The organism is Micromonospora sp. NPDC048898 (genome assembly GCF_043198035.1).
In the GTDB taxonomy this organism is placed as follows: domain Bacteria; phylum Actinomycetota; class Actinomycetes; order Mycobacteriales; family Micromonosporaceae; genus Micromonospora.
On record NZ_JBICUF010000006.1, the window covers coordinates 220,297 to 236,979 of the forward strand.

General features: G+C 72.9%; 17 protein-coding genes. 12 read left to right on the forward strand and 5 right to left on the reverse strand.

Translation table 11 applies throughout. From position 1 onward, the window contains the following. Window positions 1-157 precede the first annotated feature (157 nt). From ACGFIQ_RS18790 to ACGFIQ_RS18800, 3 genes are all read left to right on the forward strand, one after another. The gene (locus ACGFIQ_RS18790) at window positions 158-1,240 is read left to right on the forward strand and encodes a DUF5919 domain-containing protein (protein WP_393245111.1); all 1,083 of its coding nucleotides are present in this window, start codon (window positions 158-160) and stop codon (window positions 1,238-1,240) included. 73 nt (window positions 1,241-1,313) lie between these two features. Next, entirely contained in the window at window positions 1,314-2,198 is an 885-nt protein-coding gene (locus ACGFIQ_RS18795) for a pentapeptide repeat-containing protein (protein ID WP_393245458.1), read from the forward strand. A 229-nt stretch (window positions 2,199-2,427) separates the two neighbouring features. After that, window positions 2,428-2,664 carry a preprotein translocase YidC gene (locus tag ACGFIQ_RS18800; RefSeq protein ID WP_393245113.1) on the forward strand — a complete coding sequence of 79 codons (237 nt, stop codon included), beginning with the start codon at window positions 2,428-2,430 and terminating at the stop codon, window positions 2,662-2,664. A 7-nt stretch (window positions 2,665-2,671) separates the two neighbouring features. On the opposite strand, the gene rnhA is transcribed toward ACGFIQ_RS18800, so the two are convergent. Both rnhA and ACGFIQ_RS18810 read right to left on the reverse strand, forming a co-directional pair. After that, window positions 2,672-3,145 carry a ribonuclease HI gene (rnhA, locus tag ACGFIQ_RS18805; RefSeq protein ID WP_357078479.1) on the reverse strand — a complete coding sequence of 158 codons (474 nt, stop codon included), beginning with the start codon at window positions 3,143-3,145 and terminating at the stop codon, window positions 2,672-2,674. A gap of 183 nt (window positions 3,146-3,328) precedes the next feature. Further along, window positions 3,329-4,591, reverse strand: a complete 1,263-nt coding sequence (locus ACGFIQ_RS18810) for a lycopene cyclase family protein (protein ID WP_393245115.1) — start codon at window positions 4,589-4,591, stop codon at window positions 3,329-3,331. Between the two features lie 203 nt (window positions 4,592-4,794). On the opposite strand from ACGFIQ_RS18810, the gene ACGFIQ_RS18815 reads away from it, so the two are divergent. The 7 genes from ACGFIQ_RS18815 (at window position 4,795) to ACGFIQ_RS18845 (ending at window position 10,157) form a co-directional block, all read left to right on the forward strand. Then, a complete protein-coding gene (locus ACGFIQ_RS18815; protein ID WP_393245117.1) occupies window positions 4,795-5,631 on the forward strand; it encodes an ArsR/SmtB family transcription factor in 837 nt (278 codons plus the stop codon). Window positions 5,632-5,927: 296 nt separating this feature from the next. Further along, window positions 5,928-6,413, forward strand: a complete 486-nt coding sequence (locus ACGFIQ_RS18820; RefSeq protein ID WP_357523608.1) for a hypothetical protein — start codon at window positions 5,928-5,930, stop codon at window positions 6,411-6,413. Between the two features lie 88 nt (window positions 6,414-6,501). Continuing rightward, complete coding sequence (locus ACGFIQ_RS18825; protein ID WP_393245120.1) at window positions 6,502-7,113, forward strand: class F sortase; 612 nt, start codon at window positions 6,502-6,504, stop codon at window positions 7,111-7,113. Between the two features lie 101 nt (window positions 7,114-7,214). Further along, window positions 7,215-8,315, forward strand: coding sequence for a magnesium and cobalt transport protein CorA (locus ACGFIQ_RS18830; RefSeq protein ID WP_393245122.1), 1,101 nt, complete (start codon window positions 7,215-7,217; stop codon window positions 8,313-8,315). An 85-nt stretch (window positions 8,316-8,400) separates the two neighbouring features. Then, complete coding sequence (locus ACGFIQ_RS18835; RefSeq protein WP_393245124.1) at window positions 8,401-8,820, forward strand: YchJ family protein; 420 nt, start codon at window positions 8,401-8,403, stop codon at window positions 8,818-8,820. A 189-nt stretch (window positions 8,821-9,009) separates the two neighbouring features. Beyond that, complete coding sequence (locus ACGFIQ_RS18840; protein ID WP_393245126.1) at window positions 9,010-9,774, forward strand: hypothetical protein; 765 nt, start codon at window positions 9,010-9,012, stop codon at window positions 9,772-9,774. Continuing rightward, window positions 9,771-10,157, forward strand: coding sequence for a VOC family protein (locus tag ACGFIQ_RS18845; RefSeq protein ID WP_393245128.1), 387 nt, complete (start codon window positions 9,771-9,773; stop codon window positions 10,155-10,157). The genes ACGFIQ_RS18840 and ACGFIQ_RS18845 overlap by 4 nt, the downstream gene beginning before the upstream one ends. Window positions 10,158-10,197: 40 nt before the next feature. On the opposite strand, the gene ACGFIQ_RS18850 is transcribed toward ACGFIQ_RS18845, so the two are convergent. The 3 genes from ACGFIQ_RS18850 to ACGFIQ_RS18860 form a co-directional block, all read right to left on the reverse strand. After that, window positions 10,198-11,484, reverse strand: coding sequence for an MFS transporter (locus tag ACGFIQ_RS18850; RefSeq protein WP_393245130.1), 1,287 nt, complete (start codon window positions 11,482-11,484; stop codon window positions 10,198-10,200). A gap of 212 nt (window positions 11,485-11,696) precedes the next feature. Further along, entirely contained in the window at window positions 11,697-12,836 is a 1,140-nt protein-coding gene (locus ACGFIQ_RS18855) for a hypothetical protein (protein ID WP_393245132.1), read from the reverse strand. Between the two features lie 362 nt (window positions 12,837-13,198). Next, window positions 13,199-13,669 (reverse strand): DIP1984 family protein, encoded by a 471-nt coding sequence (locus tag ACGFIQ_RS18860; protein WP_393245134.1) that lies wholly within the window; start codon window positions 13,667-13,669, stop codon window positions 13,199-13,201. Between the two features lie 186 nt (window positions 13,670-13,855). Between ACGFIQ_RS18860 and ACGFIQ_RS18865 the strand changes: the two genes are divergently transcribed. Both ACGFIQ_RS18865 and ACGFIQ_RS18870 read left to right on the forward strand, forming a co-directional pair. Then, window positions 13,856-14,986: a peptidoglycan-binding protein gene (locus ACGFIQ_RS18865; RefSeq protein ID WP_393245136.1), complete on the forward strand. Its 1,131-nt coding sequence runs from the start codon at window positions 13,856-13,858 to the stop codon at window positions 14,984-14,986. Between the two features lie 85 nt (window positions 14,987-15,071). Beyond that, window positions 15,072-16,646 carry a glutamate synthase-related protein gene (locus ACGFIQ_RS18870; protein WP_393245138.1) on the forward strand — a complete coding sequence of 525 codons (1,575 nt, stop codon included), beginning with the start codon at window positions 15,072-15,074 and terminating at the stop codon, window positions 16,644-16,646. The last annotated feature ends 37 nt before the right edge of the window (window positions 16,647-16,683 follow it).

Below are 16,683 nucleotides of genomic sequence, written 5' to 3' on the forward strand. Positions count from 1 at the left end.
CCGGCTCGGTTACCGTCGCCCTGTGCGCGGTGGCGGCGGTGCGGGCGGCGAAACCGGCAGTCCCCGAACGGGACAGCGGGCGGCAAAGCCGGCACGTATTCTCCGCATTCCGGTGATCAGTAGGCGGCGGGGCCGGCCGACGGTGGAGGGAGACCGGATGCCCGGGTGGGCTGGTCAGGGCGGGCGGCAACGACGCGCCTTCGCCGTCGGAGGGCCGCTGCTCGTGAGCGCCGCCCTCATGCTGGTGGCGGCCTGGCGCACCACCGGCTTCCTCAGCGACCTGCTGCTCAACCTCGGTGCCAGCGTGGTGCTCGCGGCCATCTCGTACGTCATCTTCGACCCGCTGTTCGAGGAGGCGCGCAAGGCGCGGGTGCAGGAGCACCTGAGCTTCGACCAGCAGGCGTTCGTGACCCGGCTGCACCGCTCCGGCCGCCGCGTGCGCATCCTCGACACCTGGACGATCCTGCTGGAGCAGCGGCACCGCGAGGACACCCTGACCGCGATCCGCACGGCGCTCGGCAACGGCGCCCAGGTGCAGTTGCTGCTGCTCGACCCGGACTGCACCGCCGCGCAGCAACGCTCCGAGGAGCTGGAACGCCAGCGGGTGGACGTCCCCCGACAGATCCGCACCAACCTGCGGCACCTGGCCGCCTTCACCGACGCCCTCGACTCGCGGCTGCGGCAGCGCCTACAGGTCCGGCTCTACGACGCGTCCCCGTCGATCCAGCTCTACCAGTGGGACGGGCGGGCGCTCATCTCGTTCTTCCCGATCGGGAAGTTGTCGTTCAACGTTCCGCAGCTCGAGGTGGACATGGACAGCCCGTGGGGCGGGTTCGTGCACGCCCGGTTCGAGGAGCTGTGGGAGCACGAGCAGGCCACCCTGGACCTGGAGCGGTACTGGTCGGTCACGGTCACCCTGCGCCACGAGGACTCGGACGTGGTCGAGGTGCGGGTGCCGTACGCGACTGTCGACGGGCAGCACTACGTCGACTGCCGCCGGTTCCGGGTGACCGGGCTGGTGACCATGCGGGCCGCCCTGCCACCCCGCTCGCCGGGAGCGGCCCCCGCGGTGTTCACGCTGGCCGAGCCATCCGACGGCGACCACCCGCCGGTCGCCGCCGTGAAACGGCACTTCGACCAGAAGTACGGCCACGGCGACGGGGAACGGGAGATCTACCGCCTGGTCCCGCCCCCGGGCAGCCCGCGTCCTCCGGCACCCCGCGACGCGCACGGACGGTGACCCCCGGCGCACCCGATCGGCGGCGCGCGGGAAACAATGGTGGCCCACCGTGACTGCCAGGAGGACCATCCGCGTGTCGCCCACCCCCGCACCGCCAGCCGGGCCGGCGCAGCTGCGCGCCGACTGCGAACGCTGCTTCGGGCTGTGCTGCGTGGTGCCCGCGTTCGCCGCGTCCGCCGACTTCGCCATCGACAAGCCCGCCGGGCAGCCCTGCCCCCACCTGCGCCGGGACCACCGCTGCGGCATCCACGCCGAGCTGCGGCAACGTGGGTTCCCCGGCTGTACGGTGTTCGACTGCTTCGGCGCCGGTCAGCAGGTCGCCCAGGTCACCTTCGGCGGACGGGACTGGCGCGACGCGCCGGAGACTCTGCCGGCGATGGCGCAGGCGTTCGCGGTGCTGCGACCGCTGCACGAGCTGCTCTGGTTCCTCACCGAGGCGGTGGCGCTGCGCCTGCCCGCCGACCTGCGCGCCGAGCTGGAGCACGCCCGCGCCGAGACCGCCGCACTCACCCATGCTGACCCGACGCACCTGGGCGCGGTGGATGTCGTCGCGCATCGGGACCGGGTCAACCCGCTGCTGTCCCGGGCCAGCGACGCGTCCCGCTCCCCCGCGGGTGCCGACCATCGGGGTGCCCACCTGCTCGGCGCCGACCTGCGCCGGGTCGACCTGCGCCGGGCCAACCTGCGCGGGGCGCTGCTGATCGGCGCCGACCTGCGGGGGGCGGACCTGAGCCTGGCCGACGTCACCGGCGCGGACCTGCGCGGGGCCGACGTGCGGGGCGCGGACCTGCGGCGCACGCTCTTCCTGCACCAGACCCAGCTCGACGCCGCCCGGGGCGACACACACACCGGCCTGCCCGAGACGCGCACCCGGCCGGCGCACTGGACGGCACTGCCCCTCACCCCGGTCCGCCAGCCAACCCGATCCCCCGCCACCGCCCGCCGCCGACGCCGCTGACCCCCGCCGCCGTTGGTCGACCACCTCCACTGGTCGACCACCTCCGACCGACACAGACGCCGCTGGTCCCCGCGGCCGACGCCGCTGACCCGCCACCCCTGGTCGCCCACTCCGACCGACGCCGACGCCGCTAATCCGCCCGCCGCCGACGCCGCTGGTCGGAGGTTTCGGGCGGGACGACGCCGGGTAGCCAGCGCCGACGCGGACCGGCATCGACGGGGGGCACGGCGTGGGCTACCGAAAGCGCGACGGTGAGCTGCCGGGCGACCCGCAGCACAGCGAGGACGAGGCCGGCCAGGTGCCGCTGGTGCAGGTCGAGGCGGACACCGAGATCCCCGCACCGGCGGACACCGACGTCCGGCCGGACATCGTGACCGAGCCCGACAACTCGGGCGTCGCCGGTGGTTCGTCCGGCAGTAGCGGCGGGGGTTCCAGCATGCCAGGGCACCCGGACGCGACCCGCTGAGCCGGGCTCAGCGGCTGGTCAGCGCGCTCCGGGCCTCGGTCATGCCCTTGTTGGCGAGCCCGTCGGCCCGCTCGTTCTCCGGATGACCGTTGTGCCCCTTGACCCACAGCCAGGTGACCTCGTGCCGCTCACAGGCCGCCTCCAGCCGCTGCCACAGGTCGGCGTTCTTCACCGGCTGCTTCGCGGCGGTCCGCCAGCCGTTGCGCTTCCACGACGCCAGCCAACTGGTGATGCCGTTGCGCACGTACGTGCTGTCGGTGTGCAACTCCACGGTGACCGGCCGGTTCAGGCTCTCCAAGGCCTGGATGGCCGCCATCAGCTCCATCCGGTTGTTGGTGGTCGGCGTGGCCTCACCGCCGCACAACTCCCGCTCGTGGTCGCCGTAGCGCAGCAGCGCACCCCAACCGCCCGGCCCGGGGTTGCCACTGCACGCCCCGTCGGTCCAGATCTGCACGCCCCTGCCGGCCGCCGCGTCCACCATGCCCGGCAACCTACCGGGCGACGACCTCGTCCTCCCCGCGCGGGGCCCCGGCACGCCGAGGCCGGGGAGCCGGCACGCCGAGGCCAGGAGGCCGGCACCCCGAGGTCAGGGCCGGCACCGCATTTGGGTGCCCCACTCCCGGGGCAGCTCTACAGGTGGCGCAGGAGATGGACGCCGGTCAGGTCAGATGGCGTGCTCCGTCCGCCCGGGCTCCGAGCCCAGCGGGTCGCCCACCACGGCGGGCGGGACGGCCGGTGCGGGGCGGGTCGGGCGCAGCCGGTCGCGAACGCGGTGCGCCGCGTCGCCGGCGGTGGCGGTGATCATGGGCAGCAGTCGGGTGGAGTTCATGATCGCGACCTCCTCGGCCGGGGTGGTGGCGCCGTCGAGGAAGCGCAGCACCCGCTCGGCCGGGTTGCGGTCGAAGAGCCGGTCGAAGAACTCCGGACCACCCACCCCGCCCCGGTCCAGCGCCCGCAACGCCACCGCGTCCATCCAGCGGTGCCGGCGCGGGTACGCCGTCCGCGGCACCGGCGGTCGACCCGCCGCGAGGGCGCGGGCCACCTGGTCGGCCTGGCGGTACATGGCGGAGAAGGTGAAGCCGGTGGACGGGCGGGTCGCACCACCAGCCGTGCCGAGCCGGACCACGCGGGGCGACGGCCGGGCCGGGAACGGGGCGTCGGTCATCGGGATCACCCCGTTCTCCACCTCGCGCAGCCGCAGCCCGGTCGGTTCGAGCCCGAGCAGGTCCCGGTAGCCGGCGAGCGCCGTGTCGTACCCGGCGTCGGTGAGCAGGTGGGGCGAGAACTCGGTGTACTCGACCAGGGCGTACCGGTCGCTGACCGGCAGCACGTACCCGAAGGACACGCCCCGGGGCGGCTGCGGGGTCCGGAAGTCCATCAGGACCGCCCGCGCCGGGTCGAAGACGGGCCGGTCGGCCTCCAACCACCAGCCGCGAAAGTGCTGCAACCAGGTGGTCCGCCCGGCCCGTGCCGGTGGGCGGGGGCGGGAGTCGAGCACCCAGCCGGCCCGCACGGTCCGCCCGTCGCCGACGCGCACCCGCACCCGGGTGCCGTCGTCGGTCACCGTGTCGGCGGGGGCGACGATCCGGGTGGCGTTCAGCCGGCTCTCGGCCTCGGCAGCCCGGTCGTAGACCGGGCCGGAGCGCAGCATGGCGTACCGCAGCGGGGTGAGGTCCAGGACGCGGCGGCGGGCCGCCGTGGCCACCTCGACCTGCTGCCAGCTCGCGCTGAGCAGCGGGTCCAGGTCGGTGTCGGGGTGGCCCCAGAACGCCCAGGTGCGGTCCTGACCGCGCCGGCGGACCGGGTCGACGACGGCGACCCGCAGCCCGTGGACACCGTGCCGGTCCAGTGCGGCGAGCAGCAGCGAGGCCGCGCCGCCGCCACCGAGCAGCGCGAGGTCGACGTCGAGCGGCGCGGGATCGGTCACCGCTTCACGCTGTCACACCGGCGGGCCGGGCGCGCGCCGCCACCGGGGCGGGTGCTCAGGCCACCGGGGCGGGCGACCGCGGGACCGGGAGGCGGCGGAGATCATCCCGTCGGCAGAGGGCCACCCGCAGCCGGATTGACAGGCAACCCACCGGTTGCCTACGTTGACAGGCAACCAATGGGTTGCCTGTCGGGGGAGGGTCGATGGACGAGACGTTCCGCGCGTTGGGCGATCCCAGCCGACGTCGACTGCTCGACCAGCTCAACGAACGCAACGGCCAGACCCTGCGGGAACTCACCGCCGCACTGCAGACCACCCGGCAGGCGGTCAGCAAGCACCTGTCGGTGCTGGAGGCAGCCGACCTCGTCACCACCGTGCGCAGGGGCAGGGAGAAGTTGCACTACCTCAACGCCGCCCCGATCAACGCCATCGCCGACCGGTGGCTCAGCCGCTACGACCGCCAGCGGGCCGCTGCGCTCGCGGACCTGACCACAGCATTGGAGCGACATCCCGTGGAGAGCCCGACGTTCACCTACACCACGTACGTCACCACCACCCCGCAACGCCTCTGGGCCGCGCTCACCGAGCCAGCGTTCACCCGCCGCTACTGGGGTGGGGTCGCGCTGGTGTCGGACTGGCAGGTCGGGTCGCCGGTGCTGTGGCAGGACGCGCCCGACGGCGAGCCACGCGATCTCGGTCAGCGGGTGCTCGTCGCCGAGCCGTACCGTCGCCTGTCCTACAGTTGGCACGGCTTCCAGCCCGAGCACGCCGAGCACTTCGGCTGGTCACCCGAGGATCTGGCGGCGCGGCTGGGCGAGCGCCGGTCGAAGGTGACCTTCGAGATCGAACCGCACGGCGACTCGGCGGTCCGATTGACGGTCATCCACGATGATTTCTCCCCGGACAGCGAGATGCACCGGGCGGTCAGCGGGCAGCTTGACGGCAGCGGTGGCTGGCCCGAACTGCTGGCCAGCCTCAAGACCCTGGTGGAGACCGGCGAACCGATCCCCGCACCGACCTCGGCGAATTCCGCCCACTGACGCGAGCCGAAATCACGCGCGAGGCCCCTCCATCCCTGTTCTTTGCGGATCCTGGGGGACGACGCAGGCTCTCGCATTTCCGCCGTCGCCGGCAATACCTCGCCATCGGCCCAGCCGAGACAGCCCGCAGTTCTCCCGGCCTTCGGGTGGACACGTGACGGCAACGAGGATTTCTCATTTTCACCTGATCGAGGACCCAACCCACCTAGTGTTGGGCACACCGGTGCTAGTCACGGAGTTGGCCACCCGAACGACGTCCCACGCAGTCAGCGGACGAAAAGTGAGGGAAGACGCGTATGAAGGTCTCAACAGCACTCTGCTCGGCGGCGCTCGGCGTGGGCCTCGGCACGCTCCTGCTGCCAGGCGCCGCACTGGCCGACACCACCGTGTCGCCGGCCACCACCCCGGTCGGTGGGACCGTCGTGCTCACCGCGACGACCTGCAACCCGAAGTCGGGTGACGCCCTCTTCCGGGTCACCGGCCCCAACCGCGACGAGAACGTCCGATCCACCACGGCCGCCGCCGGCGGCGGTCTCAGCGCCGAACTCTTCACCGCCGGATTCACCCTGGGCACGTACACGGTGGCGGCGACCTGCGGCGACGGCAGCTCCGCCGGCACCGCGACGTTCACCGTCACCCCGATCGGTGGCGCACCGGCCGGCTCCGGCGGTGACAGCCGCGACACCGGCGCCCTTGCCGCCGGTGGGACGCTGCTCGGCACCGCCCTCGCCGGCGCGGTGGTCCTGATCCGCCGGCGACGTCCGGTGTCCACTGTCGCCTGATCGGCGACCGTTCCATCCCTGAGGACGGGTGCCCGCGCCGGTGACACCGGAGCGGGCACCCCGACGATGCCGTACGGGAGGTGCCCACGTGTGGTGGCGGCGGACCCTACCGGCCGTGGTCGCCCTGCTCGGCGTGACCGGGCTGGGGCTGATCACCGTCGGCCTCACCAGCGACCCGACGCGGCCACCACGGCCACCGGCCGACGCGCCCCGACGCATCCACCCCGCACCGGACCTGGCACCGTTGCCCCGGGCCGCGCCGGTCCGGGTGCAGATCCCCGCCATCGGCGTACGCGCGGAGGTCATCCCGGTCGGCGCGGACGCCACCGGCGTGCTGGAGGTGCCACCACTGGATCGACCCACCCTCGCCGGCTGGTACCGGCACGGGGTCAGCCCCGGCGAGACCGGCAACGCCGTGCTGGTGGGACACGTCGACTCACCCGCCGGCCCGGCGGTCTTCTTCGACCTCGGTCGGCTGCGCAGCGGCGAGCAGATTCGGATCACCCGCGCCGACGCGCAGGTCACCACGTTCACCGTGGAGGACGTCCGGGCGTACCCGAAGGAGCACTTCCCCACCACGCTCGTCTACGGTCCGGCGGACGCCGCCGGACTACGCCTGATCACCTGCGGCGGCCGGTTCGACGCGACGACCGGCAACTACGTCGACAACGTCGTCGTCTTCGCCACCCGCACCGCCTGAGCACAGTCGCCCGCCTGTCGGGCGCCCGACCCCGCTCGGCAGAATGCGGTGACACCATGCCCTCGACCGGGGCGGTGCGCGGACGACGGGGGAGACACGCGGTGGATCAGCGACCGGTACGGGACCGGGCCGGTCGAGGCGTACGCGCCCTGGCCCGTCGACTGCTCGGCAAGGTCGAGGACGACTCCCCCACCCCGCGACGGTCCAACCCGGACGCCGTCGTCGACTGCGCCGTGTACGTCGACGGTCGGCGCGAGCCCGGCCAGCCGCACTACGCCGACGCGTACGCCCGGGCGCGGCACGGCCGCAACGCCTTCGTGTGGCTGGGCCTGCACGACCCGGGTCCGGCCGTGCTCGCCGCGGTGGGTCGGACCTTCGGCCTCGACGAGTTGACCGTCGAGCAGGCACTGTCCGACGGGCACCGGCCCACCGTGCAGCGGCACGGGTCGGTCACGCTGTTGGTGCTGCGCACCGCCGGGTACGTGGAACACGACGAGCTGACCGACACCTCCGAGGTGATCGACACCGGGGACGTGATGGTGCTGCTCGGAGACCGGTTCGCCATCACCGTGCGGCACGGCGCCGCAGGGGCGCTGCGCAGTGTCCGCGCCGACATCGAGCGGCGTCCCGAGCTGCTGGCCGCCGGGCCCTGGGCGGTGGCGTACGCGGTGTGCGCCCGGATGGTCGACTCCTACCTGGAGGTGGCCGGGCACGTGGAGCGGGATCTGGAACGCGTCGAGGAGGCCGTGTTCGCCCGCGACCGCAGCGCCGACATCCAGCACATCTACCAGCTCAAGCGGGAGGTGGTGGAGTTCAAACGGGCGGTGCTGCCCCTCCAGGCACCCATGCGTACGCTGCTCGACCCCGACGGCCCACCACGCACCCTGCACCGCTGGTTCGTCGACGTGGACGGTCGGCTGGCCCGGGCCGTCGACCGGGTCGCCGCGTACGACGATCTGCTCACGTCGATCGTGCAGTCCCGGTTGGCGCAACTCGCCGTCGAACAGAACAACGACATGCGCAAGATCGCGGCGTGGGCGGCCATCGCGGCCACCCAGACCGGCATCGCCGGCATCTACGGCATGAACTTCGACCACATGCCCGAGTTGGCCTGGCGCTACGGATACGCCGGGGCCCTCAGCCTGATGGCCGTGGTCGCCCTGGCCCTGCACCGCCTGTTCCGCCGCTCCGGCTGGCTCTGACCACCCCCGCCCCGCCCGGCGCCCGGCCCGCCGCAGCGCGGGGTGCGGGAGCGCGGGCGGGTCGGGGTGGGGCAGGATGGGGGGCGTGGGTAAGGGTGCGACACGACGACGGGCGAACGCGACGACGGGCCCGGCCTGCCCGTGCGGCTCCGCCCAGGCGTACGCCGACTGCTGCGCGCCCGTGCACGGCGGCGACGCGCAGGCGCCGACCGCCGAGGCGTTGATGCGCTCCCGGTTCAGCGCCTTCGCCCTGGGTGACACCGGTTACCTGCTGCGCAGCTGGCACTCCTCGACCCGACCCGACTCCCTCCAGCTCGATCCGGAGCAGCGGTGGACCCGGCTGGAGATCGTCGACACCGAGCGGGGTGGGCTGCTCGACACCGCCGGCACGGTGACGTTCCACGCCCACTACCGGGACGCCGGCCGGCCCGGCACGATGACCGAACGCAGCCGGTTCGTCCGCGAGGACGGCCGATGGGTCTACCTCGACGGCGACCAGCCCTGACGGCTGTTCTGGCGTAGGATGGGAGTCGGCGTCGTCCTACGCCGCACCTCCCTCCCGGCGCTCACGCCGCCGGCCACGCGGAGGCAAAGGGGGCCTGGAGCCCTCGGGACGTGGTGCCACATGCCCCACTCCGGCGGGGTCGGCGGGAGCGTGAGTCCCGGTGACCGTGCCGTTGACCGGGAGCATGTGATGACCAACCAGAGATCGTTCAAGGCCCGGGTCCGAACCCGGATGGCGAAGACCGGCGAGAGCTACACCACGGCCCGCCGCCAGCTGATCAATCGAGCCACCGAGCCGTCCCCGGAACCCGCCGCCGCCGCGCCCGACGCCGCACAGACCGCCGCGCCCGACGCCGCGCCGTCCGCAGGGCCCGACGCCGTGGGGGCAGCCGCCGCGCAGACCGAGCGGATCGCCGACGACCTGCTCCGCGCCCGGACCGGCCGTGGCTGGGCCGGGTGGTTCGCCCTGCTCGACGCCGCGGCCGCCACCGAGCAGACGCACACCCAGATCGCCCGTCACCTGGTGGCCGAGCACGAGGTGCCAGGTTGGTGGGCGCAGACCATCACCGTCGGGTACGAGCAGGCACGCGGCCTGCGCGCGCCCGGTCAACGACGCGGCGGCGGCTTCGAGGCCAGCGCCAGCCGGACGGTGGCGGTGCCCGCGGCGCGGCTGTTCGAGGCGTTCGCCGACGAGACGGCACGCACCCGCTGGCTGCCCGACGTGCAGGTGCGCGTCCGCACCGCCACCGCCCCGCGCAGCTTCCGGGCCGACTGGGCCGGTGGACCCACCCGGATCGTGGTCGGCATCGACGCGGTCGGCGAGTCGAAGGCCCGGGTCAGCATCCTGCACGAAAAGCTGACCGGGGCCGAGCAGGCCACCGAGCTGAAGGCGTACTGGCGGGAGCGGCTCGCCGCGTTGAAGACACTGCTCGAATCGAACGGAGACCACCGATGACCACGACGTTCATCAACCTGCCGGTACGCGACCTGACCACCGCCACCGAGTTCTACCGGGCGCTCGGCTTCACCAGCGACCAGGCCGAGCCGGACGGGGACAGCACGATGCTCACCGTCTCCGACAACACGCGGCTGATGCTGCACCTCCGCTCGGCCTTCGAGGCGTACACCGGGGTCGCCACCACGGACACGCGGACCAGCCGGGAGGTCATCGTCGGCCTGTCGGCGCGGAGTCGGGAACAGGTCGACGAGTTGGTCGACCGGGCCGCGGTCGCCGGCGGCGAGTCACTCGGGGCGGGGACGGTCAACGGGCCGATGTACATGCGCGGTTTCCGCGACCTCGACGGCCACCAGTGGTCGTTTTTGCACCTGGCCGGCTGAGCGTGGGCCCGGCGGCGACCACACCGCCGCCGGGCCCTGGTCAGTCGGGGCCGCTCGCGGTGCCGCCGGTGGGCACGGCCGCGCCGCGCCGACGGCGGGTCAGCAGCACCAGCCCCACGAGGAGGTACGGCCCGGCCGTCACCGCGAACGCCACGGAGGTGCCGGCCACCGTGGCGAGGAGACCGAAGCCGGCGTACGTCCCGATGATCAGCACGTCGGTGGCCATCCCCGCCAGCGACGTGACGGTGGCGCGACTGTCGCCGGTGATCCTCGCCTGTAGCCGCGTGTCGGCCAACACGGTGGCCAGTTGCGCGGCCCCGAACGCCACCGCGAGCAACACGAAACCGGTCGGATGCCGGAGCAGCGCACCCCCGGCCAGCGCGACGCCGACCAGGCCCAGCAGGACGGCGTAGCCTCGGCGGCTCAGCCGCTCCCCCACCGGGGCGAGCAGCCCGCCGATGGTCACCCCCGCCCAGAGCAGCAGGAGCAGCAGCGGCACGACCTGTGCGCCGACACCGGTGTCCAGGGCCAGCAGCGGGGTGAACTCGTCAAGCGCACCCCAGTCGGCGGCCACCACGGCGACCAGTAGCACGGCGCCCCGTACCGGCGGTCGCGTGCGAACCTGCGTCACACCGGCCCGCAGCGTCTCCCACCAGCCCAGGCCACCATCGCCGTCGTCCCGCTCGGCCGGTGGGCCAGCCGACCCGACAGCCGTTGGACGCGTCGGCCCGGCGGCCGGTGGGCGGTGCTCCGGGAGTCGGGTGGCGACCAGCGCGGCGAGCAGGCAGGCGAGCACACTGGCCACGGCGACCGCCGGGTACCCGCCGGCGGCGAGCACCGGGCCGGCGAACACTCCGGAGGCCACCACGCCCAGCACACCCGCCGTCCGAGCGCGGCCGAGCACGCGGGCGAACCTGTCGACCGCGCCGAGCCGGTCCAGTTCGGTCCACACCAGCGCCTCCAGTGCGCCGGAGACCAACGCCCCGCCGGCCCCCCAGAGCAGGAAACCGACCGCGAAAGCCGGGTACGACGGCAGCGACACCCAGAGCGCGAAACCGGCGGCGGCCACCAGCGGGGCGAGGCACAGCAGCAGCCGGCGGGACACCACGTCGGCCCACGCGCCGGAGGGCACCTCGAACAGGATGCCGGCCGCCGACCAGATGACGAAGAGCGACGAGATCTGCCCCACCGACAGCCCGGTGTCGGCGAAGAACACCACGTACAGCGGGTAGAGCAGCACGAGGTCACTGAGGAACGCGTACCCGTAGAGGGTGGCCGTCAGCCGGCGGACCGGCGGGCCGGGCACGCGCGAGGCGATGCGGATCATGAGGCCTTCCCGTGGGGGTGGAGACGGGCACCGGACGTGCGGTGCCCGTGGTGGCCCACGGTTTCGGCCTACGCTGCGGGATCAATGTCGCCAGGTCATGCCGGCGATGCTAGCCGCGTCCCGCGGCGTGGGCGAGCGCTTTCGGCGTGCCGGGCAGACGGGCCGCGGGGCGGGGTCCGGAAGGGACCCCGCCCCGCTGGCATCACCGTGTGTCAGCGGCGGTGCGGGTCGACCGGCGGGATGACCGTGGTGGTCTCGCTGTCGTCGCCGGTGCGCTGGCCGGGCACCGTGCCGCCGGCACCGGTGCTGATCACCTGGGTCGTGTCGGCGTCGTGCCGGGTGACCACCTGCGTCGTGTCGGCGTCACCCCGGCCGACCACCTGCGTCGTGTCGGCGTCCCGGGTGACGACCTGGGTCGTGTCCGCATCACCCCGGCCGACCACCTGGGTGGCTTCGGAGTCGCCTGCCGGGCTCGACACCCGGGGCGGGTGCAGGTCGGCCGGCCGGGTCACCACCTGCGTCGCCTCCGGGTCAGCCGGCCGGGTCACTACCTGCGTGGCCTCCGGATCGCCTACCGGCCTCGACCGGCGGGCCGGGTCGGCGTCCTGGTCGGTGGCAGCGGACGGGCGGGCCAACTCGGCCTCGGCGTCGCGGCGGCCGGCCCGGTAGGCGCGGGCGTGCGACGCGATCAACTGCGACTCCTGCTCCGCACGGCTCAGCCACCCCTCCCAACGGCTCTGCATCGGGCGGATCAGGCCACCGCCGACACCGACGACGAGGATCCCGCCGACGGTGGCCAGCACGGCGATGAGCACGGGCGTGGTGACCGCGGTGGCCACCCCGATCTGGTTCAGCGCGGCGATGACGCCGAGACCGAGGATGAACACCGAGGCGATGTTGGCCAGCACCCGGCCGTACGACAGACCGCCAAGGGCGCCACTGATGATGTCCTTGACGGCGTTGGCGATGGCGGCGACGACCACGACGATGACGATCGCGACGAAGGCGCGGGGCAGCCACGAGATCACCGCGGCGAGCAGGTCGGAGATCGGGTTCGGCCCCCAGATGCCGAAGGCGAGCTGGAGGGTGAACAGCAGCACCGCGTAGTAGACGAGCTTCGCGACGATGTCGCTGGCGTCGTACCGGGAGCGACTCAGCGCCCGACGGATGCCGCCGCGTTCGACGGCGCGGTCGAAGCCCACCCGTTCCAGGACCTTCTCCACGATCTTCAGGACGGCCTTGGCGATCAGCCAACCGGCCACCAGGATCGCCAGGAAGGCGACGGCCTTGGGCAGGAAGAGCATCACCGAGCGGAGGGCGTCGCCCACCGCGTCGCTGACGTTGTCACTCATCTGGTTCATTCCTCACGAGTGGGGCAGCCGGAACGGTCAGCCCCGGACCTACCCCCGACCCGACCCGCGGAAACGCCGACCAGGCAGGGTCGGCCGCACGACCGGGTGCTGGTGAGCGAACAGCACGCGGTCGCGCCGATGTGGAGTGCCCCGAGCCCGCCCTCGCCGTCGTGGATCTGTACGTGGTGATGTGGTGTACGTGTTGCGGTGTCACCTGTCCTCGGTGCGGGGCTGCGTTGTCCTTGGGGAGTCGAACCCCGCGCTGCCCACCGCGCGCCAAGAAGGGTGCCGGGATTGCAGCCCGGCCCTGTGTGTACACGCCTCCACGACGGCTACCTGCTCCACATCGCTGCGGGAACCGGTCAGTCCAGCAGGTCAGCCTCCCAGTTGGTGCGCTGGATCCGTACCTCGAGGTCGCGGAGCTGCCCGGCGAGCCCGTCGGCGCGCCCCCGCAGCTCGGCGACCGGCAGCGCGGCGAGCATCGTCAGCTCGGAGCGGAGCTGCCGGGCCACGTGACCACGCCCGCTGCCGGCGGCGGCGTCGGCGGCGGCCGTGATGGCGGCGTGCCGCAGCCGCAGGACGTCGCGCCGGGCCAGCGCGTCGGTGAGCGTGCCGATGTCGTCGACCGGCACCGCCGCGTTGGTCCGGTTGATGCGCCGGATCAGTGACTCCAGGTCGTCGAGGACCTGGTCCAGCTCGGTCAGGAGCACCGCCGCGTCCTCCGGAGGCAGCTCGCCCTCCTGGTACCGGGCGCTGCCGTTGATCCGGACCCGCAGTTGCTCGACCCGTCGTGCCGCCTCGGCGCGTTCGGTCAGCGCCTCACCAAGTTTCATCTTCCACCCCCGAGTCAGCGGCCACGCTAGCGGCACCTTGATCTTTTGGTCGACCGGTTTTCCGGCTGCCCGTTGGGGTCGGGCGCCCTCTGGCGCGGGGCGGGTCTTGGCAATATTCTCCGGAGTACGTGCGGCCACTGGAGCTACTTTTCATCCCCCCGCCGTCGGCCGCAGGAGGAGACGTCAATGCACCTCGACCATTCCGAGATGGACCGCCGGACGTTGCTGCGCGCCGGCCTCGGCGCCGCCACGGTCGCCGTCGTCGGCAGCGAGCTCGCCTTCCCCGCCGTGGCGCAGGCCGCGCCGGGCACCGACCTGGACTGGATCATCAGCTGTGACGAGTGGGCCGCCCGCCCACCGAAGGACCCGCTGTCGGTGAGCGCCATCGCCACCAACAAGATCATCGTGCATCACATGGCGTTCCCGAACGTCACGGACTACTCCCGCGAGCAGGCGGTGAAGCTGGCCCACGACTGCCAGGACCTGCACATGGACGGCAACGGCTGGTCGGACACCGGCCAGCACTTCACGGTGAGCCGCGGCGGTTACGTGCTGGAGGGCCGCCGGGGCAGCCTGGAGCGCCTCGAAGCCGGCGACCGACAGATGGTCTCGGCGCACTGTCCGGGCGAGAACGGCCGGGCCATCGGCATCGAGAACGAGGGCACCTACGTCACCGAGACACCGCCGAAGGCACTTACCGACTCGCTGGTGAAGCTCTGCGTCGCCGTCTGCCGGCAGTACGGGCTGCACGCCTTCGATATTTTCGGGCACTGGGACTTCCGTACCACCGAGTGCCCGGGCGCGGCGTTCTACCGGCAGTTCCCCGAGCTGCGGCGGCGGGTCCACGCGGCCCTCGGCACCAGGCTGGGTGACGTGCCGGCGCGGCGCTGGCCGGACCTGTGGCGCTTCGTCAACTCCCCCTCGGTCCGGGTCGTGCAGCACCTGCTCGCGCACCGGGGCTACGCGGTGACGGTCAGCGGCACCTTCGACGCCGCGACCGTGGCGGCCGTGCAGGACTGGCAGGCCCGCAACGGCATCCCGGTGGACGTCGACGCCACCCTCACCGTCCCGACCTGGGAGACGCTGGTCCCGGAGCTCAACCAGCACGCCACCGGCGCGCCGGTCACGGCGGTGCAGGAAATCCTGGCCACCAAGGGGTACGCGGTCACCGTCACGGGGACGTACGACCACGCCACCCGGGCCGCCGTGCAGGACCTACAGGCGCTGCACGGCCTGCCTCGCAACGGCAAGCTCAGTCTGAGCACGTGGTGCACGGTCGTCGGCGGGTCGGTCCGCGAGTCGTTCCGGCGGCACTGAGCCACGGTGGCGGTGCGGGCACCTCCCCGTACCGCCACCAGCGTGTCCCGGTTTGGCGCACCGCGCGGGCGGAAAGAGTGCCGGTATGAGATGGGCCCGTCGAGCCGTACCCGCTGCTGCCGCCGCCGTCGCGGCGCTCGCCGCGCGGGATCTGATCCAGCGTGACCACGCGTTGCTGCGCAACTTTCCGGTGCTCGGCCGCGCCCGTTACCTGCTGGAGGCGGTCGGGCCGGAGCTTCGGCAGTACATCGTGGCCGGCAACGACGAGGAACGGCCGTTCACCCGCGACCAGCGGCGCTGGGTGTACGCGTCGGCGAAGCAGGAGAACAACTACTTCGGCTTCGGCACGGACAACGACATCGAGCACACCCGCGGTTATCCGATCATCAAGCACCGTACGTTCGGCCGTGCCGTGCCGCCGTCGTCGCCGACCGCCGGGCACGACGTGCGGTTGCCCTGCGCGAAGGTGCTCGGCGCGGCGCGGGGCCGGCCCCGCGCCTTCCGGCCGGAGTCGGTGGTCAACATCTCCGGGATGAGTTTCGGCTCGCTCTCCGGCAACGCCATCGCCGCGCTGAACAAGGGGGCCGCGCTCGCCGGCTGCCTCCAGAACACCGGCGAGGGCGGCCTGTCGCCCTACCACCGCAACGGCGGTGAGCTGGTCTTCCAGCTCGGCACGGCGTACTTCGGCTGCCGCGACGAGCACGGCCGGTTCAGCCTGGAACGGCTGAAGGACGTCGTCGCCGGCGCACCGGTGCGGGCACTGGAGATCAAGCTGAGCCAGGGCGCCAAGCCGAGCCTCGGTGGGCTGCTGCCCGGGGCGAAGGTGTCCGCCGAGATCGCCGCCACCCGAGGCATCCCCGCCGGACAGGACTGCGTCAGCCCCTCCCGGCACGCCGAGTTCTCCGACTGCGACAGTCTGCTCGACTGGGTGGAGCTGTTGGCCACCGAGACGGGCCTGCCGGTCGGCATCAAGTCGGCGGTCGGTGACCTGGGCTTCTGGCAGGAGCTGGCCACCCTGATGCGCGACACCGGCCGAGGCGTGGATTTCGTGACGATCGACGGCGGCGAGGGTGGCACCGGCGCCGCACCGCTCATCTTCAGCGACTCCGTGTCGCTGCCGTTCCAGCAGGGCTTCTCCCGGGTCTACCGGATCTTCGCCGAGCACGACCTGCACGAGCGGGTGGTCTTCGTCGGCGGCGGCAAGCTCGGCCTGCCGGACAACGCCGTCGTGGCGTTCGCGCTCGGCTGCGACATGGTCAACGTGGGTCGGGAGGCGATGCTGTCGATCGGCTGTATCCAGGCGCAGAAGTGCCACACCGACACCTGCCCCACCGGCGTGGCGACGCAGAACGCCTGGCTGGCCCGGGGCCTGGATCCGGCGTTGAAGTCGGTCCGGGCGGCGAACTACCTGCGGACGTTGCGCCGCGACCTGACCAGGGTCGCCGAGGCCTGCGGCGTGGAGCACCCCGGCCTGATCGGCACGGATGCCGTGGAGATCCTGGACGGCCGCACCGGTTCCACCCCACTGCACGAGGTGTACGGCTACCGGCCGGAATGGGGACTGCCCTCGCCCACCGACCAGGCGGAGATCACAAGGTTGATGACCCCAGAGGCCCCCCAGGGCGGCAGCGCCCCACCCTCACCGACCGCCGTGGGCTGAGTCCCATCCCCCACTCTCCGCGATCTTGCTCTTAACT

Excerpts from the sequence above, each read along its gene's own strand:
- ACGFIQ_RS18845 (WP_393245128.1), top strand. The coding sequence starts at position 9,771 with ATGACCACGACGTTCATCAACCTGCCGGTACGCGACCTGACCACCGCC.
- ACGFIQ_RS18820 (WP_357523608.1), top strand. The coding sequence starts at position 5,928 with ATGAAGGTCTCAACAGCACTCTGCTCGGCGGCGCTCGGCGTGGGCCTC.
- ACGFIQ_RS18870 (WP_393245138.1), top strand. The coding sequence starts at position 15,072 with ATGAGATGGGCCCGTCGAGCCGTACCCGCTGCTGCCGCCGCCGTCGCG.
- ACGFIQ_RS18815 (WP_393245117.1), top strand. The coding sequence starts at position 4,795 with ATGGACGAGACGTTCCGCGCGTTGGGCGATCCCAGCCGACGTCGACTG.
- ACGFIQ_RS18850 (WP_393245130.1), bottom strand. The coding sequence starts at position 11,484 with ATGATCCGCATCGCCTCGCGCGTGCCCGGCCCGCCGGTCCGCCGGCTG.
- ACGFIQ_RS18865 (WP_393245136.1), top strand. The coding sequence starts at position 13,856 with ATGCACCTCGACCATTCCGAGATGGACCGCCGGACGTTGCTGCGCGCC.
- ACGFIQ_RS18860 (WP_393245134.1), bottom strand. The coding sequence starts at position 13,669 with ATGAAACTTGGTGAGGCGCTGACCGAACGCGCCGAGGCGGCACGACGG.
- ACGFIQ_RS18855 (WP_393245132.1), bottom strand. The coding sequence starts at position 12,836 with ATGAGTGACAACGTCAGCGACGCGGTGGGCGACGCCCTCCGCTCGGTG.
- ACGFIQ_RS18840 (WP_393245126.1), top strand. The coding sequence starts at position 9,010 with ATGACCAACCAGAGATCGTTCAAGGCCCGGGTCCGAACCCGGATGGCG.
- ACGFIQ_RS18790 (WP_393245111.1), top strand. The coding sequence starts at position 158 with ATGCCCGGGTGGGCTGGTCAGGGCGGGCGGCAACGACGCGCCTTCGCC.
- rnhA (WP_357078479.1), bottom strand. The coding sequence starts at position 3,145 with ATGGTGGACGCGGCGGCCGGCAGGGGCGTGCAGATCTGGACCGACGGG.